14 protein-coding genes are annotated in these 15,398 nt (G+C 57.5%); 7 read left to right on the forward strand and 7 right to left on the reverse strand.

Annotated elements, in window-relative coordinates; all coding sequences use genetic code 11:
• Window positions 1–3 precede the first annotated feature (3 nt).
• Both fauA and CEK60_RS19210 read right to left on the reverse strand, forming a co-directional pair.
• The gene (gene fauA, locus CEK60_RS19205; protein ID WP_089040361.1) at window positions 4–2,148 is read right to left on the reverse strand and encodes a TonB-dependent alcaligin siderophore receptor FauA; all 2,145 of its coding nucleotides are present in this window, start codon (window positions 2,146–2,148) and stop codon (window positions 4–6) included.
• A 127-nt stretch (window positions 2,149–2,275) separates the two neighbouring features.
• Window positions 2,276–3,211, reverse strand: a complete 936-nt coding sequence (locus CEK60_RS19210) for an AraC family transcriptional regulator (RefSeq protein ID WP_089040362.1) — start codon at window positions 3,209–3,211, stop codon at window positions 2,276–2,278.
• A 376-nt stretch (window positions 3,212–3,587) separates the two neighbouring features.
• On the opposite strand from CEK60_RS19210, the gene CEK60_RS19215 reads away from it, so the two are divergent.
• The 6 genes from CEK60_RS19215 (at window position 3,588) to ureG (ending at window position 8,072) form a co-directional block, all read left to right on the forward strand.
• Window positions 3,588–3,890 carry an urease subunit gamma gene (locus CEK60_RS19215; protein ID WP_009723133.1) on the forward strand — a complete coding sequence of 101 codons (303 nt, stop codon included), beginning with the start codon at window positions 3,588–3,590 and terminating at the stop codon, window positions 3,888–3,890.
• 38 nt (window positions 3,891–3,928) lie between these two features.
• A complete protein-coding gene (locus tag CEK60_RS19220) occupies window positions 3,929–4,249 on the forward strand; it encodes an urease subunit beta (RefSeq protein ID WP_089040979.1) in 321 nt (106 codons plus the stop codon).
• Entirely contained in the window at window positions 4,246–5,961 is a 1,716-nt protein-coding gene (ureC, locus tag CEK60_RS19225; protein ID WP_089040363.1) for an urease subunit alpha, read from the forward strand. Before CEK60_RS19220 ends, ureC begins: the two co-directional genes overlap by 4 nt.
• A 207-nt stretch (window positions 5,962–6,168) precedes the next feature.
• Window positions 6,169–6,687 carry an urease accessory protein UreE gene (ureE, locus tag CEK60_RS19230; protein ID WP_089040364.1) on the forward strand — a complete coding sequence of 173 codons (519 nt, stop codon included), beginning with the start codon at window positions 6,169–6,171 and terminating at the stop codon, window positions 6,685–6,687.
• Entirely contained in the window at window positions 6,677–7,399 is a 723-nt protein-coding gene (locus tag CEK60_RS19235) for an urease accessory protein UreF (protein WP_089040365.1), read from the forward strand. Before ureE ends, CEK60_RS19235 begins: the two co-directional genes overlap by 11 nt.
• 40 nt (window positions 7,400–7,439) lie before the next feature.
• Window positions 7,440–8,072, forward strand: coding sequence for an urease accessory protein UreG (gene ureG / locus CEK60_RS19240; protein ID WP_038479289.1), 633 nt, complete (start codon window positions 7,440–7,442; stop codon window positions 8,070–8,072).
• A gap of 69 nt (window positions 8,073–8,141) precedes the next feature.
• Here the strand turns inward: ureG and CEK60_RS19245 are convergent, their stop codons facing one another.
• The 5 genes from CEK60_RS19245 to CEK60_RS19265 are packed head-to-tail and all read right to left on the reverse strand — an operon-like array spanning window position 8,142 to window position 14,167.
• Window positions 8,142–8,396: a formate dehydrogenase subunit delta gene (locus CEK60_RS19245; RefSeq protein WP_089040366.1), complete on the reverse strand. Its 255-nt coding sequence runs from the start codon at window positions 8,394–8,396 to the stop codon at window positions 8,142–8,144.
• Window positions 8,397–8,407: 11 nt separating this feature from the next.
• The gene (gene fdhD, locus CEK60_RS19250) at window positions 8,408–9,235 is read right to left on the reverse strand and encodes a formate dehydrogenase accessory sulfurtransferase FdhD (protein WP_089040367.1); all 828 of its coding nucleotides are present in this window, start codon (window positions 9,233–9,235) and stop codon (window positions 8,408–8,410) included.
• Window positions 9,232–12,123, reverse strand: coding sequence for a formate dehydrogenase subunit alpha (fdhF, locus tag CEK60_RS19255; RefSeq protein WP_089040368.1), 2,892 nt, complete (start codon window positions 12,121–12,123; stop codon window positions 9,232–9,234). Before fdhF ends, fdhD begins: the two co-directional genes overlap by 4 nt.
• Window positions 12,120–13,676, reverse strand: a complete 1,557-nt coding sequence (locus tag CEK60_RS19260; RefSeq protein ID WP_089040369.1) for a formate dehydrogenase beta subunit — start codon at window positions 13,674–13,676, stop codon at window positions 12,120–12,122. Before CEK60_RS19260 ends, fdhF begins: the two co-directional genes overlap by 4 nt.
• On the reverse strand, window positions 13,673–14,167 hold the full coding sequence (locus CEK60_RS19265) for a formate dehydrogenase subunit gamma (RefSeq protein ID WP_089040370.1): 495 nt from the start codon (window positions 14,165–14,167) through the stop codon (window positions 13,673–13,675). The genes CEK60_RS19260 and CEK60_RS19265 overlap by 4 nt, the downstream gene beginning before the upstream one ends.
• A 129-nt stretch (window positions 14,168–14,296) precedes the next feature.
• Here CEK60_RS19265 and CEK60_RS19270 point away from each other — a divergent pair, with 129 nt between their 5' ends.
• Window positions 14,297–15,352 carry a helix-turn-helix transcriptional regulator gene (locus tag CEK60_RS19270; RefSeq protein ID WP_089040371.1) on the forward strand — a complete coding sequence of 352 codons (1,056 nt, stop codon included), beginning with the start codon at window positions 14,297–14,299 and terminating at the stop codon, window positions 15,350–15,352.
• The last annotated feature ends 46 nt before the right edge of the window (window positions 15,353–15,398 follow it).

The raw sequence follows: 15,398 nt of genomic DNA on the forward strand, positions 1-15,398 counted from the left end.
TTCTCACCAATCCCAGTTGATTGACATGACGGCACTACGCGGTTCGCCAAGCCAATACTGGCTGTAGAAACCAATTTGCTCGTAGTAGTCCTTGTCAAACACGTTGTTGATGTTCAGCTGCGCGCTTAATTGATCGTTGAAACGGTAGCGTGCCATCAGATCAGCAACGGCGTAAGCATCTTGCCCAACCTTAACCTGGCCATTGGGGCTAGATGTGTTCCGCCAAATATCGCTTTGCCAACGAGCCCCGCCGCCCAGTGTTAAGCCACTCCATGCACCCGGTAGTTGGTAAGTGGTAAACAGTTTGACCTGTTGGCGTGGATGGGTTGTGTTGGTACGCTCGCCGTCGGAATTTTCTGCATTGGCTAGCGTGTAGCTGGCGCTCACATTCCAGCCAGAGGCCACTTCGCCAATCAATTCGACTTCAACGCCATTGACCTGATTACCATCAACGCTGCGGTGGGCGGACGTACCCGGCTGGCCGATTACATCAACACCCGGAATGGCTTCTGCCACACCGTTTTGCTCTGTTCTAAACAGTGCAATACTGCTATCCAAGTGGCCATTCAGAAGGGTTGCCTTAGCCCCCAGTTCATAGCTGCGACCCTGAATAGGATCAAGCAGAGAGCCATCCTCACGGCGGGCATTCTGAGACTGGAAAATCTCGGTATAACTCGCGTAAACAGAGGCGTAGTCATTAATATCGTAGATAATGCCTGCATAAGGCGTTATTTCGTTGCTATATCGGTACTGCCGCTCAGATCCATAATAAGTCTGATCCAATTCCCAGTCGCTCAGGCGTGCACCAAGAATAAGATTAAGCGGATCACTCAACGAAAAGCGCGACACCATAAAGCCGCCGCTTTGCGTTACCTGCATATTATCTGAGCTGTTGAATTGCCCCCACTGAGGCTTGGCCACCACACTGTCTCGCCAATTAAGGTAACTACCCGCGGAAGGCGGCGTGCCAACCGGGGTGGCCAGTTTTATCTCAAAGTCATCTTCGTTATGCATCCAGCCAAAGCCCAGCTCGTGTTGGCGGCCAAATAAGCTGAAATCACCTTCGGCCGTCACGTTAACGGTTTGTTGAGTGCGGTTGCCGCGGTAATTTAAGAAGGAGCTGGACATACCAAGGCCTGTCTCCCTGTCTGGGAAACCGCCGCGATAAAGGTACTCTAGGCCATAGTTACCATCGTTATGGCTGACCGCGGCGCGTAACGTCCAGCCGTTATCCAGTTGGTGGCTAAGATCAGCGAACACGCGAGTGGTCTCGTTGTAAAACGTTGACCAGTCGGTGTTGTTAGAGGCGCTGCGGTCAAAGTCCGTGCGGCTGCCATCAGCATAAAAAGCCGGGACACTGGCCCCTGCGCCAACCGTCTCGTTGTGCTGATATTCAACCCCTACGGTTAATTGAGTAGCGGGGGTAAGCTCGCTACTAATAACACCGTAAAGTGTCTCATGGTCATCTTCGAGATGAGAGATAAAGCTATCGTTCTGGCCTTTGGCTACGACAAAGCGGGCCCCTGTCGTGCCATCGCTGCTTAACGGTACAGACACATCCGCCGTGGCGCGGCGACGATCCCACCGGCCGATGCCCGCGGAAACAGACGCAGCCGCTTCGGATAACGGGCGTTTGCGAATAAAGTTAACGCTTGCCGAAGGTTCGCCAGCGCCGGTCAATAAACCGGTTGCCCCGCGTACCACTTCAACACGGTCATAAATCGCCGCATCCCAGTCGGTATCGCCAAAATTCCAAAAACCGCTGAGCGGAATGCTGAGTCCGTCAAACTGCACGCTACGTATCGAGAAACCACGTGCGGCATAGCTAATCCGGTTACTGTCAGCTCGGCTTGGCGAAACACCGGGTACTTGGGCTAACACATCACCGCCTGTCTGTGCCGCACGGTCGTCGATCTGCTGGCGAGTAATAACACTTGTTGATTGGGGCGTCTCGCGTGGTGTTAATGACAGCCCGACCGCACTGCGGCTAGCGGGCACTGTGTAGCGTTGAGTGCCTTCACTGCTGGTGCTGAGGCGCTCACCGGTCACTAGCAAATTGTCCAATGTTTCGTCAGGAGCTTCAGCAAAGGCAAGCAAAGGGTAGGCAAGAATAAGTGCAGTGCATGTTGATCGATATAACAATGGCATGGAGCGGTTTTCCAAAGTGGATGTTGCTAGTAGTTAATATTTCATAATGAGAATTATTCCACTTATGATGGGCGGGCGGTTATGCCCGCCGCGCAATTGATTATGCGCAAACGTCAGCCGTATCGTTTTAGGAGCGTTTAAGGGAACTTTCCGTCAAAGCACCCGGCGAGATACCGTAGTTTTTCTTGAAGGCAGTAATAAAGTTGCTGGCATGACGGTAGCCGCTTAAATGTGCCGCTTGTTGAACGCTGTGGCCGCTCAGCAGCAGCTCGCGGGCTAGAGAAAGCCGACGCTTGCGCAAATAGTCGATGGGCGCTAGGCCGTAAGCCAGCTTGAAATGCCGCATTAGCGTACTTGGGCTCATGGCCGCGCGATCCGCTAAGCGTTGCAGCGTGTGGTCAAACGACGGCTCTTCATCCAGCCAGCGGCGTATCAGCGCCAAGCGCTGTCGGTACAGTGCGCCACTGTCAGCCGTATATGGCGAACGGCCGTCCAGCCCCTGGGCGATGATTTGCAGTGCTAACCCTTGAAAGCGCATGCGCTGTGACTCAGCGCTACTGGAAGTACCGCATGCTTCATCGATGGTTAGCTGTAACCCAGGGCTGAGTTGCCAGACATGGAGGGATGACGATGAGATGTGAGCACCGTACCAAGCCTGCATCGCTGGTGCGTCGAGCGACAGGCATAGCGTGCGAAGCCGTTGATTAGCAGGATGAAAAGCGCTGAGCGTTAAACCTGTATCCAGCCTTAGCCAGCAAGCTTCCCCGGCCGTTATCCAGCGCTTTTGGCCATCAATATCGAAATGTGCGCAGCCCTCTAACATCACCACAATCAGCAGATCGGTATTGCCCTTAGAGAACGATTGATAGGGGCGCAGTACGTCCAAGTCGGAAATAAAAAGCTCCACACCCGCCGCTAGGCTAACTTCTTCTACACGCCCTTGGGCGATCGATGTTTTCGGCGTGCAGGCAGCGTTGGAAGTGATGGGAAAGCAGTAATCGATACTGTATCGGCGTCCGTAGCCTAAAAAATGAGCAACGGTATAGCGGGTGCTAATGGTCACGTGGTGTGTCTCAACCTGGTGTAGAAACAAAGGTTCAACAAACAGCCTTATTTAAAAGACGCGCACAAATAGTAATGTGTTTTATTATTATTTGATAGTTAATGCTAAGTGGAGCGTTTTAATTGCACTTCTTTGGTGCGACAGAAGGGGCTGGCTAATTAGCATGGTGCAATTTTGGTGCGAATAAGAGAAAGTCGATATTTTTCAAACCATTGAATAATAATAACTATTTTTTCTATTCACCATTTTGGTACGGCGGTTGCGCTGCATTGCTTCAAATAGGCGTGCTCGGTTTCGATAGTCTGGGAGTGTTGTTCCGAATCCTGCACCGTCGTTTCTGTTGAGCGCTGCCACTGATTGAGCCAATGGAGCCGCTATGGAACTGACCCCGCGAGACAAAGATAAGCTGCTGCTGTTTTCTGCCGCCCAGCTTGCCGAGCGCCGCAAAGCACGTGGCCTAAAGCTTAACTACCCCGAAGCCGTCGCGCTGATCAGCTTTGAAATTATCGAAGGTGCCCGTGACGGCAGAAGTGTCGCCGACTTAATGAGCTACGGCCGTGAAATCCTTAGCCGTGATGACGTGATGGATGGCGTGGCGGAAATGGTGGATGAGGTGCAAGTAGAAGCCACCTTTCCGGATGGCACCAAGCTCGTGACCGTTCACACGCCAATCAACTAGTCGTCAGCAACCAGGAGGCTGCCATGATTTCCGGCCCAATGATTCCAGGACAGTACCAGTTAAAAGACGGTGATATTGAGCTATGCGTGGGCCGCGAGCGGATTAGCGTCGAAGTGTCCAATACCGGCGACCGCCCTATTCAGATCGGCTCTCACTACCATTTTGCAGAAGCCAACCCGGCGCTGGTGTTTGATCGCACGAAAACCCGAGGTTTTCGCTTAGACGTGGCAGCGGGCACCGCGATTCGCTTTGAGCCAGGCCAGACCCGCGAGGTCACGCTAATTCCCTTCGTCGGTAAGCGCGAAATTTACGGCTTCCGTGGCGATGTGATGGGTGCGCTCGATGGAGATAAACAATGAAGCCGGTTAACAAAATCAGTCGGCAAGCCTACGCCGATATGTATGGCCCCACCGTGGGCGACCGCGTGCGCCTGGGCGATACCGAACTGTGGATCGAAGTGGAGCAAGACGCTACCCACTACGGCGATGAGGTGAAGTTCGGCGGCGGTAAGGTCATCCGCGATGGTATGGGCCAAAGCCAGCGTAACGACGCCACGGTGATGGATACGGTGATTACCAATGCGCTGATTTTAGACTGGTGGGGCATTGTGAAAGCCGATGTCGGCCTGCAAAACGGGCGCATTGCAGCGATTGGCAAGGCAGGCAACCCCGACACCCAGCCCGATGTAGATATAGTGATTGGCCCCGGCACTGAAATTATCTCAGGCGAAGGCAAGATTCTTACCGCTGGAGGCATCGACGCGCATATTCACTTTATTTGCCCCCAACAGGTAGAAGAAGCGCTGATGAGCGGCGTGACCACCATGCTGGGCGGCGGCACTGGTCCGGCGACTGGCTCCAACGCCACCACTTGCACGCCTGGCGCGTGGCATATTGGCAAAATGCTGCAAGCGGTGGACGACCTGCCGATGAATATTGGCCTGTTGGGAAAAGGCAACGCCAGCTTGCCGGAAGCGTTGGAAGCGCAGCTGGAAGCCGGGGCCATGGGGCTTAAACTCCACGAAGACTGGGGCACCACGCCTGCTTCCATTGATAACTGCCTCAGTGTGGCAGAGAAGTACGATGTGCAGATCGCGATCCACACCGACACACTCAACGAGTCCGGCTTTGTGGAAGACACCCTGGCGGCGTTTAAAGAGCGTGGCATTCATACTTACCACACTGAAGGGGCGGGCGGCGGTCACGCGCCGGATATCCTGACCGCCTGCTCAAAAGAGTATGTGCTGCCGTCTTCCACTAACCCGACGCGGCCTTATACGGTTAACACCATCGACGAACACCTGGACATGTTGATGGTCTGCCACCACTTGGACCCCAACATTCCCGAAGATGTGGCCTTTGCCGACTCACGTATTCGCCGTGAAACGATCGCCGCCGAAGATATTCTCCACGACTTGGGCGTGATCTCGATGATTGCCTCGGATTCCCAAGCCATGGGGCGAGTGGGCGAAGTGGTCTGCCGTACCTGGCAAACGGCCCATAAAATGAGAGTGCAGCGCGGTTTGTTGCCCGAAGATGAAGCCCTGGGTGCTGATAACCTGCGCGCCAAGCGCTATATCGCCAAATACACTATTAACCCTGCGATTACCCATGGCATTGCCCATGAGGTGGGCTCCATCGAAGTTGGCAAACTGGCTGATTTAGTGCTCTGGAAACCGGCATTTTTCGGTGTAAAGCCCTCGCTGATTTTAAAAGGCGGCATGATTGCGGCGGCGCCCATGGGCGACCCCAATGCGTCGATTCCCACGCCTCAGCCGGTGCATTATCGCTTTATGTTTGGGGCGTTTGGAAAGGCCGCCAGCCAAACGCGGCTCAACTTCGTGAGCCAAGCGGCGATTGACGCAGGCATTAAAGAGCGTCTGGGCCTGCAGAGCACGCTTTCCGCCTGTAAAAACGTACGTGGCGTGCGTAAAAAAGATATGAAGCTCAACGACGCCTGCCCAGAGCTAACCGTTGACCCACAAACCTATGAAGTGCGCTGCGATGGCGAGCTACTCACCTGCGAGCCCGCCACCGAGCTGCCACTGGCGCAGCGGTATCATTTGTTTTGATTAAGGCTATTTAATTGAGGTAGAGATGGCGGGGGTAGGCCGTAGAGAGGGTCTTTTGCCATGGCCGGAAAATGTTCCCTACATTTCCGGCATTTCCTCCATCCATGGAGGTCAGATGGCAAAAGTAGCGTACAGGGATGTATTCACAGCGCCCTCTCGTAGGCCTACCCCCGGCACAGCCGCATAGATAGCGAAAGGACGGTAGTCATGTTGAAACTGATAGAACGTTTAGGGCCGATAGACGAAAGCGCCGCCAGCGACACGTTAACGCTGCCCTTTGAGTTGCGCATTCGCGGCCGTTTGAAAGCCGAGAGCGATAGCGGCCGCGAGCTGGGCCTGTTTCTAGACCGTGGCCCAGTGCTGCGCGATGGTGAGGGCCTGAAGGCCGAGAGTGGCGAGGTCGTCCGCGTGTGTGCCGCTATCGAACCGGTCGTCACCGCGCGAGTGAGCACTGGCTTACCCCTGGCGCGGCTGGCGTATCATCTTGGCAATCGCCATGTGCAGCTCGCGCTGGATGAAGATGAACAGGGCGGCTGGGTGCGTTTCCCACCCGACCATGTGTTAGAAGAGCTGGCGGAACTACTGGGGGCGAAGCTTGAACACCACAACGCCACCTTCGATCCAGAACCAGGCGCTTATAACCAAGTAGGTGGCGGCGGGCATTCTCACGGTCATGGGCACTCCCACGACCATTCACACGCGCATGAGCATCACCATGCCCACTGAGCGTGCCGTGCTAGACAGCCATGACTTGGCTCTACTAGGGCTAATGCAGCTGGTCAGCCCCGCGCTACCCATCGGTGCCTTTGCGTTTTCCCAAGGGCTGGAAAGTGCCTTTGAACTGGGCTGGGTAAGTGATGAACAAAGCCTTTCTGAGTGGCTTTCTGGCGTACTGGAAGATGGCCTAACCCGCTGTGAACTGCCGCTGATCGCGCGCTTTTACACCGCCCTTGAGCAGCAGGACAGCGACGCGATAGCCCAGTGGGACGAGTGGTTGGCGGCCACCCGCGAAACCGCTGAGTTGGCCGCTGAGGATAGCCGCTTAGGCGCTTCACTCAAACGTCTGCTGGGCAGCCTGGACTTATTACCCCACCTGGATGAGCGAAGTGAAGGCTGTCAGCCGCCTTTATTACCTGCCTATGCAGGCTATGTGACGCTATTTAGCTACGCCGCTTTTATGCGCCGTGTGCCCCCGCGCCAGGCGCTATTAGGGTTTGGCTGGGCGTGGCTGGAAAACCAACTGGCAGTGGCCTGCAAAACACTTCCCCTGGGCCATACCGCCGCCCAGCGGGTGATTGAACAGCTGCGCGGCGAACTGGTGGAGGCCGTCGACCAAGCACTGTTGCTGGAAGATGATGACCTTGGCCCGATACTGCCCGGCGTGGCACTGGCCAGCGCTCTGCACGAAACACAATATTCACGCTTGTTTAGAAGTTAAACGCTTAGCTATTTCAAACGCTTATAAGTAGGAGATAACAATGACGCACTGTTTACGTGTAGGGGTGGGTGGCCCGGTGGGTTCCGGTAAAACGGCACTGCTTAAGCAGCTTTGTTCGGCGCTACGGGATTACTACGATATCGCCGTCGTAACCAACGACATATACACCCGCGAAGACGCCGACTTTCTGCTCAAACACGATGCGCTGCCTGCTGATCGCATCTTAGGTGTGGAAACCGGTGGCTGCCCGCATACCGCCATTCGCGAAGATGCCTCGATGAACCTGGCGGCCATCGACGAGTTACATGCCCGTCACCCTAAACTAGAGCTGGTGCTGGTGGAATCCGGTGGCGACAACCTCTCCGCAACGTTTAGCCCCGAGCTTTCCGATCTCACGCTGTACGTGATTGACGTTTCCGCAGGCGATAAGATCCCCCGTAAAGGCGGGCCAGGCATTACCAAGTCAGACCTGCTGATTATCAACAAGATTGATATTGCCGAACAGGTTCATGCATCGCTTGAGGTGATGGAGCGGGACTCGAAGAAAATGCGCGGCGAGCGCCCCTTTGTGTTTACCAATCTCTACGATGGCGTTGGGCTTGAAGAGATCATCCGCTTTATTCTCGATAAAGGCATGCTGGATGAGCGTCGGCCCCAGGCAGCAACGGCATAGCCAGTAGAAAAAGTTGCTGCAATAAAATAACAAGTACTCGCTAGCAGTGGCTTGCCAAGTGGCAAGCCACTATGTCGAGCGGGTTTGTCGCTCAGCCAACAGTCGCTCAGCCAACAACAACGCAGCGCGCCGTGCCAACGGTGACAGTTCATCATCCTCACGTTCCAGTGAGGCCACTAGGCGCTGTTTCATTGGTCTTGCCCAGAAGGTTTCCAGGTGTCGACAGATGGCTGTTGCCGCCGTTTCTTCGTCGTGGCCGCTGCGCAAGTTCACGGCGATTTGGTTAATCATGTGAATAAGGTTTTTATCGTTATGCGTCGACATTGAGTGTCTCCTCAGCCGTGGGCAATCGCCGTTGTAATGGGGCGGTGGTAGATCAAGTGGCGACCAGGTCGCGCAAAGCCCGCCAGTAGTAGGCCTGACGCTTGGGCCTGTTCCACGGCCAGCGCGGTGGCCGCCGAAACCGCCACCAGTGCGCCGATACCCGTGCTAGCGCACTTATGAACCATCTCGTAGCTGGCGCGGCTGGTGACTAGCGCGAACCCTTCTTCGAGGGGAACAGCCTCGCGGGCGAGCGCGCCGATCAGTTTGTCCAACGCGTTGTGGCGGCCGACATCCTCGCGTAGCCGTAGGATGCGACCCTGAGTATCGCACCAAGCGGCACCGTGGCTAGCGCCAGTGGCTGCTTGCAGTGGCTGATGGGTGGCCAGCTCCTGCAGGGAGCGCTGAATGGCAGCATCGCTAAGCGACGGTGCCACGACCGAGGGGATCGGACGAATAGCCTGTTCCAGGGCTTCGGTGCCGCACAGGCCGCAGCCGGTACGCCCTGTGAGGCTGCGCCGCCGCTGCTTGAGATCAGCCATCCGTTGGCTGGCAATGGTGAGGTGAACGGTGAGGCCCTGAGGCGCTTCGTGGATATCGAGGTCATAGCACTCGGTGATATTGGCCAGGATACCTTCGGAAAGGCTAAAGCCGAGGGCAAAATCCTCAAGGTCGGCGGGGCTTGCCATCATCACCGCATGGGAGATGCCGTTGTAGACCAGTGCTACTGGCCTTTCTAAGGCCAGTAGATCCTCCTGGGTATCGGTGTACCAGCCGTTTGCGCCCCGACGCACCTCCACAGGCTGGCGCGCTAACGCGTTGCGTGAATGGTGGGTGCTCATGGCGCCTCCTGATGAGCGTTGGCTAGGTGGTCACGCTGGATCAGGTCGAAAGTGTTAAAGCGCTGCTGCCAAGCGGAGGGTTGGCTGACTTTTTCCACCTGCACCGCCGTGACCTTATATTCCGGACAGTTGGTGGCCCAGTCCGAGTTATCCGTCGTGATGACGTTGGCGCCGCTGCCGGGGTGGTGGAAGGTGGTATACACCACACCCGGCTGCATGCGTTCGCTGAGCCGTGCGCGTAGCACCGTCTGCCCCGAGCGGCTGGTAATACCCAGCCAGTCGCCGTCACGCACACCGCGCAGTTCCGCATCAGAGGGATGCAGTTCCAGCACATCCTCGTCGTGCCAGCGCTGGTTGTCGGTACGCCGGGTCTGGGCGCCTACGTTGTACTGGCTGAGAATCCGCCCGGTGGTGAGCAGTAGTGGGAAGCGGCGGTTAGCGCGCTCTTCAGTGGCCACGTACTCGGTAATCGCAAAGCGCCCCAGGCCAATGGGGAAGTCAACCTCGTGCATGGTCGGCATGCCCAGCGGGTACTCGGCGTTGCAGGGCCACTGCAGACTGCCGCGCTCCTCCAGCTTGGCGTAGCTGACGCCCGCAAAGCTTGGCGTCAACTGGGCGATCTCGTCCATGATCTCGGATGGATGGGTGTAGTGCATCGGGTAGCCCAGCGCATTGGCTAGGTCCTGAGTGATTTCCCAATCTTCCTTGCCAGCCAGCGCTGGCATCACTTTGCGTACCCGGTTGATGCGCCGCTCGGCGTTGGTGAAGGTGCCGTTTTTTTCCAGAAAGCTTGAACCGGGCAGTAATACGTGGGCGAACTTGGCCGTTTCGTTGAGGAAAATATCTTGCACGATCAGGCAGTCCAGCGAGCGTAGTGCCGCCTCAACGTGCTGGGTGTTGGGATCAGATTGGGCGATGTCCTCGCCCTGCACGTAGAGCGCTTTAAAGGTGCCTTCGATGGCGGCGTCGAACATATTGGGAATGCGCAGCCCCGGCTCGTCGTCGAGTTTCACGCCCCACACGGACTCAAAGCGCCCGCGGGCGATGGGGTCGGCCACGTGCTGGTAGCCCGGCAGCTCGTGGGGGAAGGAGCCCATGTCGCAAGAGCCCTGCACATTGTTTTGACCGCGCAGCGGATTCACACCGACACCTTCCCGGCCAATATTGCCGGTGGCCATGGCTAAGTTGGCGATCCCCATCACCATGGTGGAGCCCTGACTGTGTTCGGTCACCCCCAAGCCGTAGTAGATGGCGCCATTAGCTGCTTTAGCATAGGTGCGCGCCGCTTGGCGTACGGCTTCGGCGGGCACGCCGGTAATCGCTTCGCTGGCCTCCGGGGAGTGGCGTGGCTCACTGATAAAGGTGCGCCAGCTGTGATAGGCCTCGGTATCGCAGCGCTTGGCCACGAATGCTTGGTCTTCCAGACCTTCGGTGACCACCACGTGCCCCAGCGCGTTGATCAGCGCCACATTGGTGCCCGGGCGCAGCGGCAGATGTTGGGCCTCGCTCATGTGCGGGGTCTTTAGAAGGTCGATGCGGCGAGGGTCGGCGACGATCAGCTTCGCGCCTTGACGCAAGCGTTTGCGCATCAGCGAACCAAACACCGGGTGGGCGTCGGTGGGGTTGGCGCCAATCACGATAATCGCATCGGCCTGCATTACCGAGTCAAAGGTCTGGGTGCCGGCGGATTCGCCCAGCGTGGTCTTCAAGCCGTAGCCAGTGGGCGAGTGGCAGACCCGCGCGCAGGTGTCGGTGTTGTTGTTGCCGAACGCGGCGCGAATCAGCTTCTGCACCAGATAGGTCTCTTCGTTGGTACAGCGCGATGAAGTGATACCGCCGATGCTCTCGCGGCCGTGCTCGGCCTGAATCGCTTTCAAGCGGCTGGCGGCAAAGCGGATCGCCTCTTCCCAGCTGGCCTCGCGCCAGGGTTGGTCGATGCTGTCGCGGATCATCGGTGTGGTCAGGCGATCCGGGTGGGTGGCGTAGCCAAAGGCGAAGCGGCCCTTGACACAAGAGTGACCATGGTTAGCGTCGCCGCCCTTGTAGGGCACCATGCGTACCAGTTGGTCACCCTTCATTTGCGCTTCGAACGAGCAGCCCACACCGCAGTAAGCACAAGTGGTCACGACACTGTGCTCGGGAACACCGTGGTCGATGACGCTCTTTTCCATCAGCGTGGCTGTTGGGCAGGCCTGAACGCAGGCACCGCAGGAAACACAGTCTGAATCCATGAACGAATCCGCCTGTCCCGCTGACACCTTGGATTCAAATCCGCGGCCATCGATGGTCAGGGCAAAGGTGCCCTGCACCTCTTCGCAGGCGCGCACACAGCGTGAGCAGACGATGCATTTGCTAGGATCGAAACTGAAGTAGGGGTTGGTTTCGTCCTTGGCGGCCTCAAGATGGTTCTCGCCTTCGAACCCGTAGCGCACTTCGCGCAGCCCTACACTACCGGCCATGTCCTGCAGTTCGCAGTCGCCGTTGGCGGGGCAGGTCAGGCAGTCCAGCGGGTGGTCCGAGATGTATAGCTCCATCACATTACGCCGCAGCTTGGCCAGACGTTCGTTCTGGGTGGTCACCTTCATACCTTCAGCCACCGGTGTGGTGCAGGCCGCGGGCATGCCTCGTCGTCCCTCTACTTGTACCGCGCACAGCCGGCAGGAGCCGAAAGGCTCCAGGCTGTCAGTAGCGCAGAGCTTGGGGATATTAATATCCGCCAACGCGGCGGCGCGGAGTACCGAGGTGCCCTCCGGCACGCTGATGGTCACGCCGTCGATATTGAGGCTCACCGTGGCCGTGTCAGCAGCCAAGGCAGGGAAAGGCGTACCTAGGTCTTTGTTGTACTCGACGCTGCTAGAGTGCTGACGGGGGTCGAAATGGTTGATCATGAGTTATCTCCGTTCGCCGTCCGCTGAAAATCATCAGGAAAATGCGCGAGGGCGCTTTGCACTGGAAAGGGCGTCATACCACCCATGGCGCAGAGCGAGCCATCCACCATTGTTTCGCAGAGGTCATGGAGCAGGACGAGGTTGGCCTCGCGGTTTTGGTTGGCGCGGATGCGATCAATTACCTCCACGCCACGGGTTGAGCCAATACGGCAAGGGGTACATTTGCCGCAGGACTCAACCTTGCAGAACTCCATCGAGAAGCGCGCCTGTTCAGCCATGTCGACGCTTTCGTCAAACATCACTACGCCACCGTGGCCCAGTACGGCGCTGTCAGCAGCAAAGGCTTCGTAGTCCAGCGGCAAGTCCCACTGAGATTCCGGCAGGTAAGCGCCTAGCGGGCCGCCCACCTGCACGGCGCGTAGTGGTTTGCCGCTTAGCGTGCCGCCGCCGAATGTCTCCATCAGGGTGCGCAGGGTGGTACCGAACGCCAGCTCTACTAACCCGCCGCGCTTAACGTTGCCCGCCAGTTGCAGTGCCAGCGTGCCTCGCGAGCGCCCCATGCCGTGGGTGGCGTAGGCCTCGGCGCCTTCGGCAAGAATGAAGGGTACGGCAGCCAGCGAGAGCACGTTGTTGACCACGGTGGGGCGGCCAAATAGCCCTTCAATGGCGGGCAGTGGTGGCTTAAAGCGTACCAGGCCGCGCTTGCCCTCTAGGCTTTCGAGCAGAGAGGTCTCTTCACCGCAGATATACGCGCCAGCGCCCAGGCGTACTTCCAGGTGAAAGTCGCGGCCGCTGCCCAGCAGGTTATCACCCAGATAACCGGCTTGTTCGGCGCGGGCAATCGCCTCGTCAAGAATCTCCTTGGCGAGCGGATATTCAGAACGCAGGTAGATATAGCCCTGGGTCGCCTCCACCGCGAGCCCGGCAATCGCCATGCCCTCGATCAGCATGTAAGGGTCGCACTCCATTACCAGCCGGTCGGCGAAGGTGCCGGAGTCGCCTTCATCGGCATTGCAGACGATATATTTCTGATCGGCGGGGGTGTCGAGCACGGTCTGCCACTTGATACCGGTCGGGAAGGCGGCTCCGCCGCGCCCGCGCAGGCCGGAGGCTTTGACTTCCTCGACGATGTCCTGGGGCTCGCGCTGCAGCGCTGCCTCCAGGCCGCAAAAACCGCTGTGGGCGCGATAATCTTCAATCGACAGCGGGTCAGTAATACCGATACGCGCGAAGGTCAGGCGCTGCTGACGGGCGAGGTAGTCAATCTCCTCTGTGGGCCCCAGCGCCAGGGGATGGCTGACGTTACCCTCTAACAGGCCGCTGTCGAGCAGCGCCGCGACGTCGTTGACGGTGACGGGACCATAGGCGAACCGCCCAATAGGCGTCTCGACTTCCACCAGCGGCTCAAGCCAAGCAAGTCCGCGGGAGCCATTACGCACCAGGGAAATTGACTGGCCGCGGGCGGCTAGCTCTTTTTCCAATCGGTTGGCGACGGCATCAGCGCCCAGGGACAGTGCGGTGGTATCGCGAGGAACGAATATGCGGATGCTCATGCCATTATCTCCAGCGGCCGGGTTTGCAGCTCATCCAACAGTGCATCAAAGACCTCTGGGGTTATCCGCCCGCGCACGCTGTCGTCCACACGAATGGACGGGCCGCAGGCGCAGTTGCCCAGGCAGTACACCGCCTCAAGGGTGATCTCACGGTCGCTGGTCGTCTGATGGTAATCGACCCCTAGGCGCGTCTTAGCATGGGCTTCGAGCTGGCGTGCGCCCACCGCTTGGCAGGCCTCGGCGCGGCAGATCTGAACCACGTGGCGGCCTGGCGGCGCGGTGCGAAAGTGGTGATAGAAGCTGATGACACCGTGTACTTCGGCGCGGGTTTGATTGAGCGCTTCAGCGATGATGGGGACTGCTGCCTCGGGGATAAACCCGAAACGATTTTGGAGGGCATGGAGGATCGGCAGTAGGGCGCCGGGCTTGTGCTTCAGGGCGTCGACTTCGGCCTGAATAGCCTGTGGCGCCCACTCCTGGGAATGGTTCATGGTGCCTGCCTCGCGACTGCTTATTATGTTTTAAATATGCACTACTTTTCATATTTAAAAAGGCGTGCATCACGGTTAATACAAAGCTAGCATCAAGTTATCGACTTAAAAATATGAAATAGTGTGCCTATGAAACGAATCAAGGTAACGCCCACCTGGTGCTTTAGCGATGACGATGGGCATCGGCTCGATACCAACCTTTTGCGCCTGCTGGGGGCTGTGCATCGTCATGGCAAGTTGACTCTTGCCGCCGAGGAAGCAGGGATTTCTTATCGTCACGCGTGGAATTTACTGCGCCAGGGCGGGGAGTTTTTTGGTGTCTCGCTTGTTGAACTTGAGCGTGGGCGCGGGGCGCGGTTATCGCCGCTGGGGGAAAAGTTGCTATGGGCCGAACAGCGAGCCACTGCTCGGTTAAGCCCACAGCTTGATAGCCTGGGATCTGAGCTTAATCTTGCTATCCAACAGCATCAGGAAGGTATTCAACCCGTTCTGCGCCTGCATGCCAGCCATGGTTTTGCGATAGAGCTATTGCCACAACATCTGGGTGAGCTCCAGCTTGATCTGCAGTACTGCAGCCCTTTGGAAGCGCTAGCCGCGCTTAACCGCAATAGCTGTGATCTGGCGGGCTGCCACCTGCCTCGGGGTAACGTGGGTGAGAAGGCGCGACGCAAATACCGTCGTCTGCTCAAGCCCCGCAATCATCGACTAATGGGGTTTATCGCACGTCAACAGGGATTAATGGTGGCGCCGGGTAACCCGCTGGGAATTGATGGCGTTGCCGCTCTGGCCAACAGGCCGGTACGGTTTATAAACCGTCAGGCATCGTCGGGTACCCGGGAGCTGTTAGACAACCTGTTGGCCGAAGCTGGTATTTCAGCAGCCAACGTGGATGGTTATGAGATTGAGGAGTATACCCACTCAGCGGTGGCGGCCTATGTCGCTGCGGGAATGGCGGATACCGGCTTTGGTGTAGCGGCTGCCGCGCAACGGTTTGGGCTTGATTTTGTGCCGTTAGCCACTGAGGACTACGTATTGGCCTGTCACTATCACTCCTTAAAGGAGCCAAAGTTCGATGACTTCTTGCGGGTGTTACGTAGTGCTTCCTTTCAAGAGGCGGTGCACCGTTTGCCGGGCTATAGTCCCCATCAATGCGGTAGTGTTATTGAAATTCCTGATTTCTTATAACGTTGGGGAAGACGGTTCCACGCTTACCAGCCCGTGTTGAGAGGCG

It is taken from the genome of Halomonas sp. N3-2A, from assembly GCF_002216165.1.
Taxonomy (GTDB): domain Bacteria; phylum Pseudomonadota; class Gammaproteobacteria; order Pseudomonadales; family Halomonadaceae; genus Vreelandella.